The 18,308-nt window shown below is 68.1% G+C and carries 19 protein-coding genes; 12 read left to right on the top strand and 7 right to left on the bottom strand.

The genetic code is table 11. From position 1 onward, the window contains the following. Positions 1-11: 11 nt before the first annotated feature. The gene (locus F8O03_RS09930; RefSeq protein WP_151423744.1) at positions 12-542 is read left to right on the top strand and encodes a hypothetical protein; all 531 of its coding nucleotides are present in this window, start codon (positions 12-14) and stop codon (positions 540-542) included. Between the two features lie 510 nt (positions 543-1,052). Here F8O03_RS09930 and F8O03_RS09925 read toward each other — a convergent pair. Continuing rightward, entirely contained in the window at positions 1,053-1,823 is a 771-nt protein-coding gene (locus F8O03_RS09925; RefSeq protein WP_151423743.1) for an SDR family NAD(P)-dependent oxidoreductase, read from the bottom strand. Between the two features lie 112 nt (positions 1,824-1,935). Continuing rightward, the gene (locus F8O03_RS09920) at positions 1,936-2,679 is read right to left on the bottom strand and encodes a FadR/GntR family transcriptional regulator (protein WP_167516540.1); all 744 of its coding nucleotides are present in this window, start codon (positions 2,677-2,679) and stop codon (positions 1,936-1,938) included. A 174-nt stretch (positions 2,680-2,853) separates the two neighbouring features. Between F8O03_RS09920 and F8O03_RS09915 the strand changes: the two genes are divergently transcribed. The 6 genes from F8O03_RS09915 to F8O03_RS09890 are packed head-to-tail and all read left to right on the top strand — an operon-like array spanning position 2,854 to position 8,647. Further along, on the top strand, positions 2,854-3,852 hold the full coding sequence (locus tag F8O03_RS09915) for a zinc-dependent alcohol dehydrogenase (protein ID WP_151423741.1): 999 nt from the start codon (positions 2,854-2,856) through the stop codon (positions 3,850-3,852). Then, a complete protein-coding gene (locus tag F8O03_RS09910) occupies positions 3,849-4,430 on the top strand; it encodes a TRAP transporter small permease (protein WP_151423740.1) in 582 nt (193 codons plus the stop codon). The genes F8O03_RS09915 and F8O03_RS09910 overlap by 4 nt, the downstream gene beginning before the upstream one ends. After that, positions 4,430-5,686: a TRAP transporter large permease gene (locus tag F8O03_RS09905; protein WP_151423739.1), complete on the top strand. Its 1,257-nt coding sequence runs from the start codon at positions 4,430-4,432 to the stop codon at positions 5,684-5,686. The genes F8O03_RS09910 and F8O03_RS09905 overlap by 1 nt, the downstream gene beginning before the upstream one ends. A 44-nt stretch (positions 5,687-5,730) precedes the next feature. Next, complete coding sequence (locus tag F8O03_RS09900) at positions 5,731-6,747, top strand: TRAP transporter substrate-binding protein (protein ID WP_167516538.1); 1,017 nt, start codon at positions 5,731-5,733, stop codon at positions 6,745-6,747. Between the two features lie 2 nt (positions 6,748-6,749). Continuing rightward, entirely contained in the window at positions 6,750-8,000 is a 1,251-nt protein-coding gene (otnK, locus tag F8O03_RS09895; protein WP_208851838.1) for a 3-oxo-tetronate kinase, read from the top strand. Next, positions 7,997-8,647 carry a class II aldolase/adducin family protein gene (locus F8O03_RS09890; RefSeq protein ID WP_151423737.1) on the top strand — a complete coding sequence of 217 codons (651 nt, stop codon included), beginning with the start codon at positions 7,997-7,999 and terminating at the stop codon, positions 8,645-8,647. Before otnK ends, F8O03_RS09890 begins: the two co-directional genes overlap by 4 nt. Positions 8,648-8,680: 33 nt before the next feature. Here the strand turns inward: F8O03_RS09890 and F8O03_RS09885 are convergent, their stop codons facing one another. Both F8O03_RS09885 and F8O03_RS09880 read right to left on the bottom strand, forming a co-directional pair. Next, positions 8,681-9,526: a helix-turn-helix transcriptional regulator gene (locus F8O03_RS09885; RefSeq protein ID WP_151423736.1), complete on the bottom strand. Its 846-nt coding sequence runs from the start codon at positions 9,524-9,526 to the stop codon at positions 8,681-8,683. Between the two features lie 9 nt (positions 9,527-9,535). Then, a complete protein-coding gene (locus F8O03_RS09880) occupies positions 9,536-10,471 on the bottom strand; it encodes an SDR family oxidoreductase (protein WP_151423735.1) in 936 nt (311 codons plus the stop codon). Between the two features lie 224 nt (positions 10,472-10,695). Here F8O03_RS09880 and F8O03_RS09875 point away from each other — a divergent pair, with 224 nt between their 5' ends. Next, positions 10,696-11,091, top strand: a complete 396-nt coding sequence (locus F8O03_RS09875; RefSeq protein ID WP_151423734.1) for a hypothetical protein — start codon at positions 10,696-10,698, stop codon at positions 11,089-11,091. Positions 11,092-11,147: 56 nt separating this feature from the next. On the opposite strand, the gene F8O03_RS09870 is transcribed toward F8O03_RS09875, so the two are convergent. Beyond that, the gene (locus F8O03_RS09870) at positions 11,148-11,606 is read right to left on the bottom strand and encodes a winged helix-turn-helix transcriptional regulator (RefSeq protein ID WP_151423733.1); all 459 of its coding nucleotides are present in this window, start codon (positions 11,604-11,606) and stop codon (positions 11,148-11,150) included. A gap of 356 nt (positions 11,607-11,962) precedes the next feature. On the opposite strand from F8O03_RS09870, the gene F8O03_RS09865 reads away from it, so the two are divergent. The 3 genes from F8O03_RS09865 (at position 11,963) to F8O03_RS09855 (ending at position 15,185) form a co-directional block, all read left to right on the top strand. Then, on the top strand, positions 11,963-13,153 hold the full coding sequence (locus tag F8O03_RS09865) for an MFS transporter (protein ID WP_244296169.1): 1,191 nt from the start codon (positions 11,963-11,965) through the stop codon (positions 13,151-13,153). 123 nt (positions 13,154-13,276) lie between these two features. Continuing rightward, positions 13,277-14,272 (top strand): NADP-dependent oxidoreductase, encoded by a 996-nt coding sequence (locus tag F8O03_RS09860; RefSeq protein WP_151423732.1) that lies wholly within the window; start codon positions 13,277-13,279, stop codon positions 14,270-14,272. A gap of 52 nt (positions 14,273-14,324) precedes the next feature. After that, complete coding sequence (locus tag F8O03_RS09855) at positions 14,325-15,185, top strand: alpha/beta fold hydrolase (protein WP_151423731.1); 861 nt, start codon at positions 14,325-14,327, stop codon at positions 15,183-15,185. Positions 15,186-15,690: 505 nt separating this feature from the next. On the opposite strand, the gene F8O03_RS09850 is transcribed toward F8O03_RS09855, so the two are convergent. Then, complete coding sequence (locus tag F8O03_RS09850) at positions 15,691-16,404, bottom strand: SDR family oxidoreductase (protein ID WP_151423730.1); 714 nt, start codon at positions 16,402-16,404, stop codon at positions 15,691-15,693. Positions 16,405-16,433: 29 nt separating this feature from the next. After that, positions 16,434-17,507: an alkene reductase gene (locus F8O03_RS09845; protein WP_151423729.1), complete on the bottom strand. Its 1,074-nt coding sequence runs from the start codon at positions 17,505-17,507 to the stop codon at positions 16,434-16,436. A 161-nt stretch (positions 17,508-17,668) separates the two neighbouring features. On the opposite strand from F8O03_RS09845, the gene F8O03_RS09840 reads away from it, so the two are divergent. Further along, positions 17,669-18,271, top strand: a complete 603-nt coding sequence (locus tag F8O03_RS09840) for a TetR/AcrR family transcriptional regulator (protein WP_151423728.1) — start codon at positions 17,669-17,671, stop codon at positions 18,269-18,271. The last annotated feature ends 37 nt before the right edge of the window (positions 18,272-18,308 follow it).

Raw genomic sequence — 18,308 nt, 5'->3', positions numbered from 1 at the left:
CGGGCCGTGACGTGAGCATCCGTGCATTCAGGTCCCAGCGGGTCCCGATCACCCACAGGTCGCCGGAAGAGGTGTGGAGGTCGGAGACCCCATTCGGCGCGGCTGCGCTCGTGTATTCGGCCGACCCCTGGCGCGCGACGGCATCCGGCCACGGGCTCCCGACCGCCGAGCTCATCGCCGACGAGAAGCAGCACCGCGGGGCGGCGTGGGTCGCACCCGAGGGCACGTTCCGGTTCCCGATGCAGCTCGTCGTCGGCGGTGTCGCCGGCGAGGTGACGCAGCCGCATGCTCGGCGATTCGACCTTCAGCTCACTCGCCGCTCGCGCACGGTGCGGGCTCGCGTCGACGGCACCGAGTGGACGATGCGCGGCGTCGGCCTCTCGAGCGTTCAGCTCTCCCGCAATGGGGCGCCGGTTGTGACGAGCGGGGCGTCGTTCACGTCGCATCGGCTCGACGCCGGGTGCACGCCTCGCGACCTCGCGGTCGCCATCGCCCTCTCGCCGCTGCGCGCGACGCTGTTCGTGCTGACGAGTCTCGCCTGAGGGGCGGCGCGACTGCGGCCGGAGGTCAGCGGCCAGGGCACCCAGGGGTCAGGGCCCATGGGTCAGGGCCCATGGGTCAGGGGTCAACTGGTGAGGCCTTGCGGCGCGAAGAGTTGTGGCCCGTTGTCGTTCCCGCTTGCGGGAGTGACAACGGGCCACAACTTTGCCTGCGTGGTGGCGGGTCGCGGGTCGCGGATGCTGCCGGCGCGCGGGGGCCGGCGCGCGGTCGCCGCGGGTGCCGCGCGCGGGGCGGGGCGGTCGCCGCGGGTGCTGCCGGCGCGCGGGCGGGTGCCACAGGCGGGGCGGGCGGTCGCCGCGGTCGCCGCGAGCGCCCAGGTGAGCCGCGAGCACCAAAGAGTTGTGGCCCGGTGCTGTTCCCGTTCTCGGGAGGAGCATCGGGCCACAACTTTGTCTGCGTGCGTCTGCGTGCGGATGTAGGCGCGGGGCCACGAATGGTGCGGGCGATCCGACTGGCCTGCGCTCCCGCGCGCTGTGCGGAGGGCGCTCCGGTCAGCGGGCGCCGTTGCCGCCGTCGACGCGCCACTGCGCGCCGGTCACGAACGACGCCTCATCCGAGCCGAGGAACACGACGACGCGTGCGATGTCGAGTGGCTCCGCATACCGGCCCATGGGGATCGCGGCCTGGAATCCGGCCTTCGCGGCCTCAATGTCCCCGCCGCCGAAGCCTTCCTCGAGGCGCCGCACCATCTGCGTGTTCACGCCCGACGGGTGGATGCTGTTGACCCGCACGCCGGTCGATGCGACCTCGAGCGCGGCCGACTTCGTAAAGCCGACGACGGCGTGCTTCGACGCGACGTAGGCGGAGACGCCCGGCGACCCGTCGAGGCCTGCCTCCGAGGAGGTGTTGATGATGCTGCCGCTGCCGCGTTCGGTCATGACCTTGAGCACGTGCTTCATGCCGAGGAAGACTCCGCGGACGTTGACGGCGAACACCTTCTCGTAGTTGTCGACGCTCGCCTCGGTGAGCGGGCCGACGGCGCCTTCGATGCCGGCGTTGTTGAAGAACACGTCGACCGTGCCGAAGGCTTCGACGGTCTCGGCGACATAGCGCTCGACGTCTGCCTCATTGGTGACGTCGGCCGTGATCGTGATGACGTCGCCGAGCGCGGCGAGGCGCTCGCGCGTCGCCTCGAGTGGCTCTGCGAAGAGGTCGACGAGCGCTACGCGGGCGCCGAGCTTGAGGAACTCCTCGGCGGTCGCCGCGCCGATGCCGCCCGCGCCGCCGGTGATGAGGACTGAGCGTCCGCTGAAATCTGTCATATCGCAACTCCTTTGTCGTCGGTGATCCGTGGCTGGCCGCCCGGGATTCAACGAAGGCTACGGAGCACGCATCCGTAATCACTGTGTAGTCACACAGTGAACAGAGTCGCGATCAGGCCGACGGGTGGGACTGGTGCAGAATCCAGGTCTCGCGCACCTCTCCGAGGTGATCCACCATGGCAGAGCTTGCGCCGTCAGAGTCATGCGCCGCGAGTCCCGCCACGATCGCCGCGTGAGCCCGAGCCACGACCTCGATGCGCCTCGGGTCGAAGGAGAAGGTAGCGATGCGTGTCTGCATGAGTCCCTCCCCCAGGACGTCGTAGAGCGTGACGAAGAAGTCGTTGCCGGTGGCTACGGCGAGTCCACGATGGAAGTCGTAGTCGTTGCGCGAAGCGGCAGCGATGTCGTCTGAGAACGATGGCAGCTGTTCGCAGAGGTCCGCGAGTGCACTGATGCCGACCTCGTCGATGCGCTCTGCGGCCAGCCCCGCGACAGAGACCTCGAGAGTCGCGCGCACCTCGTGCAACTGCAGGTAGGGAACTTCTGGGCCGTTGCGGAGGAACATCTGCAGCATCTGGCCGACATCGTCGATGCTCGCGCGGGCGACGGTGAGTCCGGAACCGGGGGTCGCGATCACGATGCTCTTGGCGGTGAGTGCCTGGACAGCCTCGCGGATGACGGTGCGCGAGACGCCATAGGCCTCGCAGAGCTGGCGTTCGGAAGGGAGCTTGTCGCCGGGCTCCAGCCCGCGCGCCAGGATGTCATCTTTGATTGCGTCCGCGACCTGATCGGAGAGTCGCTTCTGCCGAATGATCCCAGCCTGTGGCGTGCGCTGGGTGCGAGCAGTGCCGGGCATCAGCGCTCCCTTCGTCGGTATGGCCTTCATTCTGCCGCACTGAAGCATGACACAACTGGTATGATAGGATGCAGTCAGTCAGCTTGTAGTCTGCCCCCAGCGCTGGGATCGCAGCACAAGCATCTACCCGCACGCGAAGCAACGCGGCCGTGAGTCGCGGGGAAGAGCAGTTACATGCGCGCTATCCGTTTCGACGAATCTGGGAAAGCCCAGGTGGTCGACATTCCGAAACCTCTAGCCGGGCGAGGCGAGGTGGTCGTGCAGGTGACCTCCACCGGAGTGTGCGGCTCCGATCTCGCTGCGCTTCGCGGCACGCATCCGTTCCGCGTTCCGCCGCTCATCTCAGGCCATGAGGCGGGTGGGCGGATTGCTGAGATCGGTCCCGGCGTGGATGGGTTGGCACTCGGCGATCGGGTCGTCATCGACCCGCAGCGGTCTTGCGGCGAGTGCGCGCTGTGCACAGGCGGCCGCTATCACCTCTGCGCGAGCAAGCAGATGCTCGGCATCGCGGAATGGGACGGCTCGTTCGCAGAGTTCACGGCGGTTCCGGCGAGCACCGTCATCCCCGCACCAGACGGCGTCGCCGACGAGCACCTCGCTCTGGCCGAACCCATCGCAGTCGCGGCCCATGCGGTCGCCCAGCTCGGAGACCGGGAGCGCACACGGTCGCTTGTCCTCGGAGGCGGAACCATCGGTGCCCTTGTCGCTCGCGTCGTGCGCGACTCTGGTGCAGAAGTTCTCGACGTCATCGAACCGAGAAGCCACGTGCATCCGATGCTCGAGTCGCTTGGTGCAACCGGAGTGCACACGCCGGACGCCGAGCTCGAATCGCACAGCTACGACGCGGTCTTCGTGGCGGCTGGCGTGCCAGCTCTCCTCGAGCGGGCCTTCGCGGCTGTCGCACCTGGAGGCGCCATCGTGCAGGTCGCCGTCTTCGGCAAGCCCGTGCCGGTTCCCGTCGGTGAGCTGCAGGTTCGCGAGATCGCCCTGCTCGGCACAGCCATGTACACGAAGACGGACTTCACGACCGCGCTGGACGTCCTCGACCGGCACCCTGGTCTGGCCGACGCCATCGTCTCGCGGACGACCTCCCTGGAAGAGGGAGCCGAGATCACCACAAGGATGGCCGCAGACGGCCCAGGTGACATCGTCAAGCTGGTGATGGTCCCGTGATCGGCGGAGTCGTCGGCCGAATCTTCACGGGCATCGAGCGCGCACTCCTCACGATCGCCGCCATCGCGGTCACGCTCATCAGCCTCGTCCTCGTGTTCCAGGTGTTCATGAGGTACGTGCTCAACAGCCCCACGGTGTGGTCCGAGGAGTTCGCAACGCTCATGTTCGTGTGGTGCGTCATGGCGGCTATCCCCGTCGCCGTGCGGCACAGTGAGCACATCGCGGTCACGCTCGTCGTCGATCGCATGCACGGCAAGGTGCGGCGCACCTTCGTCGTAGTCGCCTACGTTCTGACCGCCGCCCTCTTCGCGCTGGTCACGGTGTATGCGGCGATGATGCTGCCCACGGGGGCACGCCAGCTCATGACTGGTCTCACTATCGCCTCCGGCGTGGACGTGACCTTGCTCGCCATGTACCTCATGGTCCCCATCGGCATGGGCCTTTCGTTCCTCTTCTCGCTCGAGAAGCTGGTCGCGGCCCTGCGTGGCGACTTCGACGAGCCCATCGACGTCGTCGCGGTTCTCACCGCGGAGACGAGCGTCGACGAAACCAAGACCCCAGAAGACAAGGACGTCTGATGCCCGTGATCCTCGGAGGGCTGCTCCTCCTGCTCCTCGCTATCGGCGTCCCGGTGGGGATCTCCGTCGGCCTCGCGTCGTTCGTCAGCCTGGCAGTCGAGGGCGTCCCACCTGAAGTGGGGGCCCAGCGCTTCATCGCCGGCATGCGCTCCTTCCCGCTACTCGCGGTTCCTCTCTTCGTCCTGGCTGGCGCGATCATGAACGCAGGCGGCACGACGCAGCGTCTCATCGATTTCGCGTACGCACTCGTCGGGCGCATCCGCGGCGGACTCTCGGCGGTGAACGTGCTCACGAACGTCACTTTCGGCGGCATGTCAGGCTCGGCCGTCGCGGACGCGTCGGCCGTGGGCCGTCTCCTCATCCCGCAGATGCTGCGCCGCGGCTACTCGCCTGGCGACGCGGCGTCGGTCACCGCCGCTGCCTCGATCATCGCCCTCGTGCTCCCACCCAGCATCACGATGATCATCTATGCCGTCGCCGCCGAGGTCTCGATCGGCGACCTGTTCTTCCACGGTCTGTACATCGGTCTCACGTTCGGCGTGGCCTACCTGATCACGGGGTGGCTCATCGCGCGCAAGAAGGGATATCCAGCTGAGAAGTCGACCGACCTGCGTGGTCTCGGAAGGGCCTTCCTCAAGGCGATTCCCGCGCTCCTCATCCCGGTCGTCGTGCTCGGAGGCATCCGCCTCGGCGTGTTCACGGCGACGGAGGGAGGCGCGGTTGCGGTGGCGGTCGCCGCGATCATCGGCTTCTTCGTGTACCGAGGCCTGACCTGGGCACGCATCGTGACAGCAATGCGGGAGACCGCCATGCTCGTAGCCGCGATCATGCTCATCATCGCCATGGCGCAGGCATACTCGTGGGCGCTCGTCACCGGTGGCACGCCGGAGATCCTCGCAGCGGCGGTCCTCGGGATCACCGACAACATCTTCGTGATCCTCCTCGTCGCGAACGTCCTGCTCCTGCTCGTCGGCACCGTGGTGGAGGGCAACGCTGCGATCATCATCTTCACGCCCGTGCTCCTGCCGATCATGACGGCCGTTGGGGTCGACCCCGTGCACTTCGGGCTCATCGTGGTCATCAACCTCGCGATCGGCCTAATCACGCCACCTGTCGGCATCAACCTGCTCATCACGAGCCGCATCGCAGGCATATCCGCCGAGAAGGCGATGAAGGACATGCTGCCGTGGCTCGGCGTGTCGATCCTGCTGCTGTTCATCGTCACCTACGCGCCGTTCGCGCTGGGGTGGTACTGATCCCGATGCGTCCAGCGACATCCACCACCAAAGGAGTTCCCCTCGTGAGTAAAGGAATCAGCGCGTCGCTTCGTCGAGGTGCGGTTGCCCTCGCAGGCGCCGCCCTTATCCTCAGCGGATGCACCGCCGCCCCGCCTGCTTCCGAGCCAGAGCTGCTGCTTCGCCTCGGTCACTCGTACGGCGCCGGCAGCCTGCAGGACCGCGCTGCGAACATGCTGTCGGAGCAGGTCGCGGAGTCGTCCGACGGGCGCATCGAGATCGAGGTGTATCCCGCCTCGCAGCTGGGCAGCTGGGAGGACATGCAGGAGGGCCTCGAATACGGGGCGGTCGACATCGTCATCGAATCCGTGGGATCTCTCGAGCGCTACACGGATCTTGCCGCCATCGAGGGCGTGCCGTTCCTCTACGAGGACGAGGCGCAGTTCCTCGACGTGTGGGAGGGGGAGCTCGGCGACGAGATCCTCGACGCCGTTCGCGAGGATACAGGCTTCCAGCTTCTCGGCCAGATGTACCGAGGGGCGCGCGTGCTCAACACCCAGCGACCCGTTGCCGAGCTCGCCGACACGCAGGGCCTGAAGCTCCGCGTTCCCACGCAGCAGACGTACCTGGACACGTGGGAGTCGCTCGGGGCCAGCCCGACCCCGCTCGCGTTGAGCGAGGTGTTCACCGCCATCGAGCAGGGGGCGGTGGAGGGGCAGGAGAACCCCATCGACGTGGTGCGGTTCAACTCCTTCTACGAGGTCGCGCCCAACGTCACGCTGACGAATCACATCTACGGCAACTTCCACTTCCAAGCCTGGGCTGAGTCCTATCAGGGCTGGCCGGCCGAGCTGCGCGACATCGTCGATGCCGAAATCGCCGACGTCTCGGACTGGTACGAGCAGACCTCGATCGAGGAGCGCGACGCGAACATCGCCTTCCTCGAAGAGAACGGCGTCGAGTTCCACGAGATCGACCGAGCGGAGTGGGCGGATGCGACGAGCGAGGTGCTCGAGCACGTCGATCCGCAGGTGGTGGAGTGGGTCGAGAAGATCCGCGCGAGTGCCGAGGCGAGGGGCTGACCGTGCTGGGAGCGATTGCCGATGACTTCACCGGGGCCACCGACCTGGCCGGCAACTGGCGCTCGCGTGGGCTTTCGACTGCCGTGGTGCTCGGGGTCCCGGAGGCCGATGGGCTTGATGCGCTTCGCGCGCACGACGCCGTCGTGATCGCCCTGAAGATCCGGTCGGTGCGAGCGGAGAAGGCTGTCGCTGAGGTGCGCGAGGCCGCTGCTGTGCTGCGGGAGCTCGGGTGCACGCAGGTCTACGACAAGTACTGCTCGACGTTCGACTCGACGCCTGAGGGCAACATCGGCCCCATCGCCGACGCGCTGCTCGAGGAGACGGGGGCGAGGGTCGCGGTTGTCGTCCCTGGTTTCCCGGATGCGGGTCGCACCGTGTACAAGGGGCATCTGTTCGTCGGGAACGATCCTCTCGACCGCAGTTCGATGAGAGACCATCCGCTGAACCCCATGTGGGATTCGCGCGTCTCGGCACTCCTCAGCGCGCAGACGCCGCACGCCGTGGCGGAGGTGCACGTCGATGTCGTAAAGCGGGGAGCAGCGGCCGTGCGTGAGGCGATCGATGCCGCGGGTGCACGTGGTGCGCGGTACGTCGTCGTCGATTCGATCGACGGTGCAGACCTTCGAACCATCGCGACCGCGACGCGTGACGATCCGCTCGTCACCGGCGGGTCAGGGCTGGCGCTCGGGGCCGAAGCGAAGCGGGTGGCCCCGACTGACCTCGCCGGTATTCGGGGCAGACGCGTCGTGCTCGCCGGCAGCGCATCCAGGGCGACGCAGGCGCAGGTGCAGGATGCACGTCGCACGATGTCGAGTCGAAAGCTGGATGTGCGGGCGCTCGTCGACGACATGGCGGGGGAAGAGCAGCGCCTCCTCGACTGGGTTGTGGAGCGCTGGTCGGAGGACGCAGACCGCCCGGTCATGTTGTACTCAGTGGGTGACGTCGATGACGTGGCTGCAGGGCGCGGAGCCTCGCCGCACGCATCGGAGCTGATCGAGACGCTCTACTCGCGTCTCGCTCCTCGGCTTGCCGACGCTGGTGCTTCGCAGCTGATCGTCGCGGGCGGCGAGACGTCCGGCAGCGTCTCGCAGGGACTGGGTATCTCCGTGCTCGAGGTCGGACAGCTCCTCAGCCCAGGCGTGTCGTGGCTGCGCGGGCGCCGTCGCGCGGCTCCCGATGTCAACCTGGTGCTGAAGTCAGGGAACTTCGGCGACGTCGATCTCTTCTCCAGCGCTTGGGAGAGGCTCGCATGAGCGATCTCGTCGATGAGCTGATCGAAGCGGGGCGTCTTCTCGCGGAGATGGGGCTCTCACCTGGGAGTTCCGGCAACGTGTCGGTGCGATTGGGGAACGAGATCTGGATGAGTGCGAGCGGCACGACGCTCGGCGCCCTCAACCGGACCGCGTTTGCGCGTGTGAGCGTCGACGGTGAGCCTCTCGATCCGCAGGGGCCCAAAGCGACCAAGGAAGCGCCCCTGCACCTCGCCATGTACGAGCGCGACCCCGCGGCGACGTGCGTCGTCCATCTCCACTCGCCGAATGCGGTGGCTGCGTCCTGCCTCGCGCCGTGGCGTGCGCACAGCGCCCTCGAGCCGATTACGCCGTACCTCCTGATGCGCGTGGGCAACGTGCCACTCGTGCCATACGCAGCGCCGGGTGACCCGACGCAGGCCGCGGCCGTGCGGACGAGTGCGCTCGAGTTCCACGGTGCGCTGCTGCAGAATCACGGGTCCATCGTCAGCGGAAGCACGGTTGCACAGGCTGTCGACCGCGCTATCGAGATCGAGGAAGCAGCGCGCACGCGGCTTCTGGTCGGAGGGCGGGAAGACCTGCGCCCGCTCACCGACGACGAGGTGCAGGAACTCGTCGATCGCTACGGGCAGCCGTGGGGTGACGGCTGAGTCGAAGCGGCCACGGGTTGCCCGACCCGGGCTTCAGGCGTCGGCGGTCAGGCGCTGCGTGCCGAGCACGGAGAGCAGTTGCAGTCGGTTGTGGCTCTCGGTGCCTGGCGTGGCTGTCAGCACCAGCAGCGTCTGGCCCTGCACAGGGTCGACGAGGAACTGGCATTGCACCGTGATGACACCCGTCTCGGGATGCTGCACCCGCTTCTCGAGCTCGTGCGTCGCGTTGATCTCGTGGTCGGCCCAGATCTCGGCGAACTCCGGGCTCTCGGCGAGGAGCGCATCCACGACCCGCTGCGCACGCGAGTCCGGACCCTGCTGGGCTGCGAAGCCGCGCGCATCCGCCGCGAACGCCCGCCCCAGCTTCTGGTGGTCGCTGTCTGGGTAGACGTCGCGCGCGCTCGGGTCGGTGAACCAGCGGTAGACGACGCTGCGGGCGTTGCCGCTGAAGCGAGTCTCGTCACCGAACAGTGCCCGTGCCGCCGGTGTCTGCACGAGCGTCTCGCCCATGGCGGTCATGACCTGCGCTGGGGTGTCGGCGAGCCGGTCGAGGATGCGCATGAGTCCCGGCGCGACGTGCTCGCCGCTGATCGCGCGCTTCGGCGGCTGCTGGCCGGCGAGGTGGAAGAGGTGGTCCCGTTCTGCCACGGTGAGGCGCAGCCCGCGGGCGATGGCGGCGAGCATCTGCTCGGATGGCTGCGGGCCGCGGCTCTGCTCGAGTCGGCTGTAGTAGTCGACGGACATGTCGCTGAGCGAGGCCACCTCCTCGCGCCGCAGGCCCGCCGTGCGGCGGCGCGGACCCTTCGTCAGGCCGACGTCCTCGGGTTGCAGCGCCTCGCGGCGGCTGCGGAGGAAGTCGGCAAGCTGGGCTCTGTCCATGAGGTGAGGCTAGCTGGCCACGTGCTCGGCGACGAGCTGCTCGGACAGCTCCCACAGGCGGCGCGCATCCGCTTCGCTTGTGACTCGCGAGTAGAGCTTCTGCTCGCCCGGACGGCCGCCGATGTGACCGGGCCCCTTCGGCCCGTACAGGCGCCCGCCCTTCGCTCCCGGGCTCGTGGCCGCGAGGACCGCGGGGAGGGCGGCGCTCTGCGGGGTGCCGGCGATGCCGATGCGGGAGAGGACGCGGATGACCTTCACCTCGGTGGTGTCGCTCGTGCGGCCCATGCCCGGCTGCGCGGACAAGAGGTTCGTGGGGGAGACGCCGGGGTGCGAGAGGTTGCTCGTGATGCCCCAGCCGTTCGCCTCGCTGAGGCGGTGGAGGTGCATGCCGAGGAGGCCGGTGGCGATCTTCGACGAGCTGTACGAGCCCATGCTGCTGTAGCTGCGCTCCCAGTTGAGGTCGTCCCAGTTGACGGCGCCCTGGTTGGCAGCGACGCTGATCTGCGTGGTGACGCGCGCCTTGCCCTCCTTGAGCAGGGGGAGGAGGCCGGTGGTGAGCGCGAAGTGGCCGAGGTGGTTGGTGCCGAACTGCAGCTCGAAGCCGTCGCCGGTCTCGCGACGCTCTGGCGGCGTCATGACGCCGGCGTTGTTGATGAGGATGTTGAGGGGGCGTTCCTCGGTGACGAGCTCGTCCGTGAGGGTCGCGACCGAGGTGAGCGACGACAGGTCGAGGTCGCGCAGCTCGAGCTTCGCGCTCGGGTTCGAGGCCCGGATGCGCGCGGCGGCCTTCTCACCCTTCTCCCGGTTGCGGACGGGCATGACGACTTCGGCGCCAGCGCGGGCGAGGCGGGCGGCGATATGGAAGCCGATGCCGTCGCTCGCGCCCGTGACGAGGGCGAGCTTGCCGTTGAGGGGTGGAACTTGGATGTCGAGGTTCTTCGGCACGAGATTCTCCTGAGTCCTGCGGGCGCTGGGCCCGCTGACGGTGATGAAGCGAATGCGCAGTCTGGCTGCTTGGCCCAGTCTGTTGCCTTGATCCTCGTCGATTCAGGGCTCGCTCATCCAGGGATCGGCGGTCCCTGGCTAGCTCCGCTGGCAGGCGTCGATCATCGAGCGCGCGATTGTCGGTGGTCGGCGAGAGACTGGCGGCAACGAAAGAGGGGGACACCATGATCGGATTCCACACGCATCTCCGGTGGACGGACGGAGCCGGTGAGGACCACCGCTTGCCAGGCTGGGACAGTCGCCTGCACACGATCGGCGATGAGGACATCTCGTCGTGCGAGGCTCGATTCGTCGGCGGTGCCTGCGCTTGCGGCGAGCCGCATCCTTGGCGAGGGATGGTCGAGCGGGAGGGGGTCATCAGCTCCAGCGGTGATGGCTACCCGACGCGGTACGAGCTTCACGTCGAGAGCGTGATCGACCTGTATGGACGAGCGGAGCGCTACGGCCTCCGCGATCTCACCCTCAAGAGTGCACCGGTCGATGCGGCGGCACGGATCACGGAGCTGCGGGCGTTGCCACCGGGGACGGTCATCGTCGCCAGCGAGTGGGACCAGAGCTGACTCGGGGATTCATGGAGGCGAACGGGGCGCGGTGAGGTCCTCGAGGTTCGGTGCGCTCAGCGGCGCACGAACGAGACCTCGTCGGGTTGGACCGCGTGCCCCTGCTCGTCCACGAGCTGCGAGGTGACGGTCGTCTGGCCGGCGTGGGCGCGCGCGTCGACCCTTGCTGGCGCTTCCCGAGGTACGTGTGCCTCGCCCCACTGCTTCATGGCGATGAGGACGGCGCTCAACTCCCGGCCAGCGGGAGTGAGGTCGTAGGCTTCTCGAGTGCGCTGCCCGGGTTCTTGGTACGCCGCCTTGGTCAGGACTTCAGCCTCGACGAGCTTCGTCAGCCTGGCGCTGAGCACATCGCTGGCGATGCCGAGACTGTCTCGGAACTCCGCGAAGGTCCGGCGCCCGAGCAGCGCTTCTCGAACGAGGAGGAAGCTCCACGGGTCGTCGAAGACGCCGAGGCATCGGGCGATGGCGCACGATCCGCTCAGGGCCGTACTGAGGGCGGGCGACTGGCGGGGCATGCTGGGACTCTAACCTGACTCCCCTTTTCGGAGCCAGGGGGCGAACCAGGGGTCTCGGCCCCAGGGAGTCCAGCCCTAGGGAGTCCAGCCCTGGGGAGCTCGGCCCCCGGGTGCGTTCGGAGTCAAGCGATCTTGCTCATCCATGACCGCAGACGACCACCTGAGTTGCCAAAACAGAGTCAGCTTCTTAGGGTCATGCCATGCGGCGCACTCTCTGGCGCTGCAGTCGAGGAGGTTCTCTATGCGCTGCACCACGTTCGGCCGCCGAACCGGGGCCCGTGTCGCGCCGGGCGGCGCCTCTGCACGCTCGCGTGCACGGACTGTCCCCGTTGTCTGAGGTGGCCCAGGGGTCTTCGATGCCGGAGGCCGGCGCGCGCCGCGCCTTCTGGGCGGCGGCGTTCGTGCTCGCCCTCGCGCTCTGGTCCTCGGGGGCACCGAGCGTGCTGTATCCGCTCTACGCGGAGCAGTGGGGCCTCTCGCCTGTCGTCGTGACGAGCGTCTTCGCGACCTACCAGGTGGCACTCGTGATCACGCTCCCGCTCTTCGGCAATCTCTCCGACCTCCTCGGTCGGCGCCTCGTGATGATCGGGGGCGTCGCGCTCATCGGGGTGTCCGCCCTCGTCTTCGCGGTCGCGCCGCATGTCGGGTTCCTCTTCGCGGGGAGGGTGCTGCAGGGTGTCGGCGCGGGGCTCGCCATGGGCGCCGCGACCGCCTCGCTCGTCGAGAACAACACGAGTGCGAGCCCGCGCTTCGCGAGTTCCGCAGCGACCGTGTCCACGGCCATCGGCCTCACCGCAGCCCTCGCGCTCAGCGGGCTCTTCGCGGAGTTCGTCGCGATGCCGCTCGTCTGGAGCTACGTCGTGCTGCTGGGGTTGGCGGCGGTGAACATCTGGCTGCTCGCGCTGGCGCCGGACGACCGGCCGACGGAGCGCCGCCGCTGGCGCCCCCAGAAGCCCAGGGTGCCGGCGGGTATCCGCCTCGGGTTCACGATCTCGACGCTGTCGGTCGCGCTGGCGTACTGCGTGGGGGCCATCTTCCTCTCCCTGGGCGCACACATGATCCGGGAGTTCGCAGATACGGAGAACAGCGCCCTGATCGGCGTCATCCTCGCGTGCTCGTCAGCGACGATCGGCGCGACGGGGCTCCTGCTCTCCCGTATCTCCGCGCAGTTCTCCGTCCTGGCCGGTGCCGTCGTGACCCTCTTGAGTCTTGCGCTCATGGCTGCGGCCAGCGTGTTCGGATCACTGCCGCTCTTCTTCGGGTGGTGCTTCGTCGGCGGCGTCGCCTACGCGCTCGCGTTCACGGGCGGGTTGGGGCTCATCAATCGGCTCGCTCCCGCGCAGCATCGGGGCGCGAGCCTGTCGCTGCTCTACGTCGTCGCGTACGCGTTGCAGGCCGGAACTGCGATCGGAGTGGGGGCCATCGCCACCGGCCAGGCACTCGCCGACGCTGTGCTGGTCGCGGCCGCTGTGCTCGGTGCGATGTGCGTGGCAGTCGTCGCGCTGATCGTCCTGGGGCGGAGACGGCGGTGCATCCCGAGGGAGTAGTGCACCCGAGGCCGCCGTGCACTGCCGCTGGGGGGACCTTGACAGACTTACTGAGTCGCCTCAGAATTGAGTATGCTCGGCATTTGCGGGGCGATCAAGCGGCACAACCCCGGAGTCCTACCCATGCGAGCGTTCACCTTCCCCGCTTACAAGACGCCCCTGCTCGAAGTCGACGCCGCCGAGCCGACCATGGGAGAGCATGACGTGCTCGTCCAGGTGCAGGCTGCCGGCGTGAACCAGCTCGACGAGAAGATCCGCATCGGCGAGTTCAAGCAGATCCTGCCGTACAAGCTGCCACTCACCCTCGGCCACGACGTCGCCGGAACGGTCCTCCGCGTCGGCGGCGCCGTCCGCGCGTTCCGGCCTGGGGACGAGGTCTACGCGAGACCCCGCGACCACCGCATCGGCACGTTCGCCGAGCGCATCGCCATCGATGAGGCGGATGTGGCGCCGAAGCCGTCGTCCATCTCCATGGATGAGGCGGGCTCGCTCCCGCTCGTCGCGCTCACCGCGTGGCAGGCGCTCGTCGAGATCGGTCAGGTGCAACCCGGGCAGAAGGTCCTGATCCATGCCGGTGCGGGCGGCGTCGGGTCCATCGCGATCCAGCTCGCGAAGCACCTCGGTGCCGAGGTCGCCACCACGGCGAGCGCGGCCAACGCCGAGTTCGTCCGTGGGCTCGGCGCCGACCACGCGATCGACTACCGAGCCGACGACTTCGAGCGGCTGCTCAGCGGCTACGACTTCGTGCTCGACAGCCTGGGCGGAGAGAACCTCGAGAAATCCCTGCGCATCCTGAAGCCCGGTGGAATCGCCGTCGGCATCTCGGGGCCGCCCACCCCTGACTTCGCGCGGAGCGCCGGGCTGAACCCGGTGCTGCGCCTCGCGATCGCCGGGCTCAGCGGCAAGGTGCGCAAGCAGGCGAAGCGGCTCGGCGTCGACTACCGCTTCCTCTTCATGCGAGCGAGCGGCGAGCAGCTGCGTGAGATCACCGCGCTCGTCGAGCGTGGAGCGATCAAGCCCATAGTGGGACGAGTCTTCCCCTTCGACGAGACCGTGCAGGCGCTCGAATCGCTGAGGGGCGGCGGCATTCGCGGAAAGGCAGTCATCAGCAACCGCTGACCACCAGCGGTCACACCCCCACTCACCCCTCAAGGTTCCAAGAGAGAACACCATGAGCACTGCATCCAATGAACCCGTCGTCACCTCCTACGCGCTCGCCCCGGCGAAGAACATCACCGTGGGCGGCATCAGCTACGCCTACCGCGAGCTCGGACCCAAGGAGGACATCCCCGTCATCTTCTTCGTGCACCTCGCCGCGACGCTCGACAACTGGGACCCCCGCATCGTCGACCCCATCGCCGAGAAGCGCCACGTCATCACCTTCGACCAACGGGGCGTCGGCGCCTCAACGGGAACCGTCCCGAGAACCATCGAGGAAGCCGCCGACCACGCGTACGAGTTCATCACCGCCCTCGGCTACGACAAGGTCGACATCTTCTCCTTCTCCATGGGCGGGATGATCGCGCAGGACCTCGTCGTCAAGCACCCCGACCTCGTCCGCCGGCTCGTCCTCACGGGCACAGGTCCACGCGGCGGGAAGGACATGGACAAGGTCGTCGGCGTCACCTACCTCGACCTCGTGCGCTCCATCCTCACCCGCTCCGACATCAAGGAGTTCCTCTTCTTCAACCGAGACGACCGCGGCAAGCGGGCCGCGAAAGCGTTCGTCGCCCGGTTGTCCGAACGCACGGTCGACCGTGACACGTCGATCAGCTTGAAGGCGTTCCAGACGCAGCTGGGGGCCATCCAACGCTACGGCCGCTCCGCGCCCTCCGACCTCTCGAAGCTCACGCAGCCGACCCTCATCGCCAACGGCGACAACGACCGCATGGTTCCATCGGTGCTCTCCAACGACCTCCACAGGCGCATCGCCGGCTCCGAGCTCGTCATGTACTCCGACTCGGGCCACGGCGGCATCTTCCAGTACCACCACCAGTTCGCCCCGGTCGCCGTCGAGTTCCTCACGCGCTGACGCGGCGCAAGGGCAAGGAAAAAGCACACACATGCCGACGTCATCGAACTCGGCGACCGCCGTGCAGAAGCGCTTCAGCACCTCGATCCTCCTCTGAGTGCGAAACGAGCAGACGCGGCAGACGGGGATGGACTACTGGAAGGGGTCCCACTCCGGCATCGCCGCGGAGCGAGACGGCGGCCAGCTCTCTGCATTGCTCGCGCCGGTCGCGTCCGCCGTGCACGCCCACGAGGTCACGGCGGCGTTGACGTTCGTGCGCGATGGGGAGATCCTCGCCGAGCCGGAAGCAGAGGCGGAGGCCAGACAACGAAAGTGGCGTGGCCCCCGGATTCACCCGGAGCCACGCCACTTTGGCGTTGCAGGTGCCCCTGCCCTGCAGACCTGGGGGTTGCGCATCCCCCTGACGGAGCAGGGACGCGCGAGCGCGAAGTCTGCAGGGGTGCGTCGCAGCGAGGGAGGGGCGCCGCTTGGTGGCGGCGCCCCTCCCCGGTCGTGCTGCGAGCTGCTAGCTGGTCGCCTGGTTGAGCTGCGGGTAGACCGCCTCGAGCGGGGCGCTGAGTCCGGCCCTCAACTGCACGGAAGTTTCGTCGGCAAGCACCTCGTACTCGCCAGCTTCTGTCGCGTCGTAGACCTTCGACACGAGCACGGCAGGGTCGAGCTTCGGGCCGTCGGCCCCTGCTGCCATGGCGGTGTCGACGTAGGCCACGTGAACCCCCACGACATGCACGCCCGCTGGCTGGAGCTCCACACGCAGTGAGTTCGTCGCCGACCAAAGTGCCGCCTTCGTCGCGCTGTAAATGCCAGCCACGGCGTACCAGCTGAGTGCCGAGTGCACGTCGATGATGGCGGCGCCCTCGCGGTTCGCGAGGAGCGGCGCGTAGGCGCGCGCGAGGAAGAGCGGCCCGAGGAAGTTGACCTCGATGTTGGCTCGGATCTCCTCATCGCTGTGCGAGAGGATGCCGGGGGACGAGACCGAGGCTCCGGCGTTGTTGATGAGGACGGTCACGTCTGGCGCCGCCTCGACGACGGCCGCGATGGATGCCGAGTCGGTGACGTCGAGGGCGAGGGGCACGACCCGTTCGTCGTCCCAGGTGCGCGGCGTGCGGGCTGTGGCGTAGACCTTGGCGGCGCCGCGGGCGAGGGCCTCGCGGACGAAGTTCGTGCCGATGCCCCCGTTCGCGCCGGTGACGAGGACAACTGCTCCGTTGAGTGAAGGCATATGAGTGGCTCTTTCTAATCGGTAGGTCGTCAGGCGTGCGTCAGCACGGGGTAGTCGGTGTATCCGGCTGCGCCACCGCTGTAGAGCGTTGACGGGTCCAGCTCGTTGAACTCGGCGCCTTCGCGGAGGCGGGCGACCACGTCGGGGTTCGCGAGCGCGAAGCGGCCGAGCGGGGCGATGTCGGCGAGGCCCCCTTCGATGTCATCCCCGATCTGCTCGCGGGTCCGGCCGTAGCGGACGACGAGCAGGGCGGTGGGCCAGGCCTCGCGGAACGAGCGCAGGAGCTCGTCGTCGCCGACGTGGTGCACGTGCAGGTAGGCGAGGTTCAGTGTCGCGAGTTCGCCGACCAGGTGGCGGTACTGCGCGCGCACGCTCTCCGTGTCGCCCTCGTCGAGGCCGCCGAGCGGCATGGCGGGGGAGAGGCGGATGCCGACGCGGTCGGACCCGATCTCCTCCGCGAGGGCGCGGGCGATCTCGACGACGATGCGCGACCGATTCTCGATGGACCCGCCGTACGCGTCCGTCCGGTGGTTGGCGTTCGGGGAGAGGAACTGGTGCAGCAGGTAGCCGTTGGCTCCGTGGATCTCGACGCCGTCGGCGCCGGCCGCGATTGCCGATGCGGCCGCGTGGCGGAACTCCGCGATGACCGCTTGGATCTCCTCGAGGCTCAGCTCGCGGGGCGTCGGAATCTGCTTGGGGCCTTCTGCCGTGAAGATGTCCTGCTCCGGTGCGATCGCCGAGGGTGCGACGGGCTGCCGGTGGTGCGGCGTGTTGTCGGGGTGCGCGATGCGGCCGACGTGCATCAGCTGGATGAAGAGCGATCCGCCGCCGTCGTGGATGGCATCGGCGACGCCGCGCCAGCCCTCGACGTGCGCAGGCGTGTAGATGCCGGGGGTGTGCAGGTAGCCCTGGCCGTCGTCGGAGGGCTGGGTTCCTTCGCTGATGAGCAGGCCGAGCGAGGCACGCTGGCCGTAGTATTCGGCGACGAGCTGGCCGGGCGTGCCGTCAGCATCCGCCCGGTTCCGGGTCATGGGTGCAAGGGCCAGCCGGTGGGGGAGTTCGATCCGTCCGAGGGTGAACGGCTGCCAGAGGGTGGAGGTCATCCGGTGATTCCTTAGTTCGGTGTTCTCGGTGCGTCGCGTCCGTCGGCGGAGCGGATGAGTGCTCCGCTCGCGTGGAAGAATCGGCACGGATACCGGATCCACGCATTGGCGACTATGCTCATAACTGAGCATGCTCATGAATTATTCCCGGAGGAGACCAGATGGCCACCGAAGCCCGCCCGTTGGGTCGCCGTGAGCGGAACAAGCTCGACAAGCTCGAGCGCATCACCGCCGCAGCTGGCGAGCTCTTCGCTGAGCGCGGGGTCGACGACGTCACAACGCAGGAGATCGCGGACCGGGCCGACATCGGCACCGGCACGCTGTTCCTCTACGCCAAGACCAAAGGTGAGCTGCTGCTGCTCGTGCAGAACTCTCTCTACGAGAGTGCGCTCGAGGAGGGCCGAGCGGCCTCAGCCGAGGCGAGTGGGGTGCTCGACGGAGTGCTCGCCGTGCTTCGCCCCGTCGTGGCCTGCAATCGCAAGCAGGTCGACAACGGCCGCACCTACCTTCGGGAGATGGTCTTCGGCGACCCGCAGGAGCCGCGGCACGCCGAGGCGCTGACGCTGACGAGCCAGACGCAGGACCTCGTCGCTGAGGTCATCGCGCGCGAGACCGTGGCGACAGTCGACACCGCCCGCGTCCTCGCGCAGGTCGTCTCCGCCATCATGTTCACCACGATGGCCGCGTCGATCAACGCCGCGCTCTCGGTCGATGAGATCGTCGAGCAGGTCCGAACGCAGGTCGCCGCGATCCTGCCCGCCTGACCCTGCGCCGGTCCGGCGGCATTGAACCGGACCGGTC

The organism is Pseudoclavibacter terrae (genome assembly GCF_008831075.1).
Lineage (GTDB): Bacteria > Actinomycetota > Actinomycetes > Actinomycetales > Microbacteriaceae > Pseudoclavibacter > Pseudoclavibacter terrae.
Note: the sequence above shows the minus strand (reverse complement) of the source record. Positions and strands in the feature narration are given on the sequence as shown.

Coding starts and splice junctions, on each gene's coding strand:
- F8O03_RS09925 (WP_151423743.1), bottom strand. CDS start 1,823: ATGACAGATTTCAGCGGACGCTCAGTCCTCATCACCGGCGGCGCGGGC.
- F8O03_RS09920 (WP_167516540.1), bottom strand. CDS start 2,679: ATGCCCGGCACTGCTCGCACCCAGCGCACGCCACAGGCTGGGATCATT.
- F8O03_RS09915 (WP_151423741.1), top strand. CDS start 2,854: ATGCGCGCTATCCGTTTCGACGAATCTGGGAAAGCCCAGGTGGTCGAC.
- F8O03_RS09905 (WP_151423739.1), top strand. CDS start 4,430: ATGCCCGTGATCCTCGGAGGGCTGCTCCTCCTGCTCCTCGCTATCGGC.
- F8O03_RS09890 (WP_151423737.1), top strand. CDS start 7,997: ATGAGCGATCTCGTCGATGAGCTGATCGAAGCGGGGCGTCTTCTCGCG.
- F8O03_RS09885 (WP_151423736.1), bottom strand. CDS start 9,526: ATGGACAGAGCCCAGCTTGCCGACTTCCTCCGCAGCCGCCGCGAGGCG.
- F8O03_RS09875 (WP_151423734.1), top strand. CDS start 10,696: ATGATCGGATTCCACACGCATCTCCGGTGGACGGACGGAGCCGGTGAG.
- F8O03_RS09870 (WP_151423733.1), bottom strand. CDS start 11,606: ATGCCCCGCCAGTCGCCCGCCCTCAGTACGGCCCTGAGCGGATCGTGC.
- F8O03_RS09865 (WP_244296169.1), top strand. CDS start 11,963: ATGCCGGAGGCCGGCGCGCGCCGCGCCTTCTGGGCGGCGGCGTTCGTG.
- F8O03_RS09860 (WP_151423732.1), top strand. CDS start 13,277: ATGCGAGCGTTCACCTTCCCCGCTTACAAGACGCCCCTGCTCGAAGTC.
- F8O03_RS09855 (WP_151423731.1), top strand. CDS start 14,325: ATGAGCACTGCATCCAATGAACCCGTCGTCACCTCCTACGCGCTCGCC.
- F8O03_RS09850 (WP_151423730.1), bottom strand. CDS start 16,404: ATGCCTTCACTCAACGGAGCAGTTGTCCTCGTCACCGGCGCGAACGGG.
- F8O03_RS09845 (WP_151423729.1), bottom strand. CDS start 17,507: ATGACCTCCACCCTCTGGCAGCCGTTCACCCTCGGACGGATCGAACTC.
- F8O03_RS09840 (WP_151423728.1), top strand. CDS start 17,669: ATGGCCACCGAAGCCCGCCCGTTGGGTCGCCGTGAGCGGAACAAGCTC.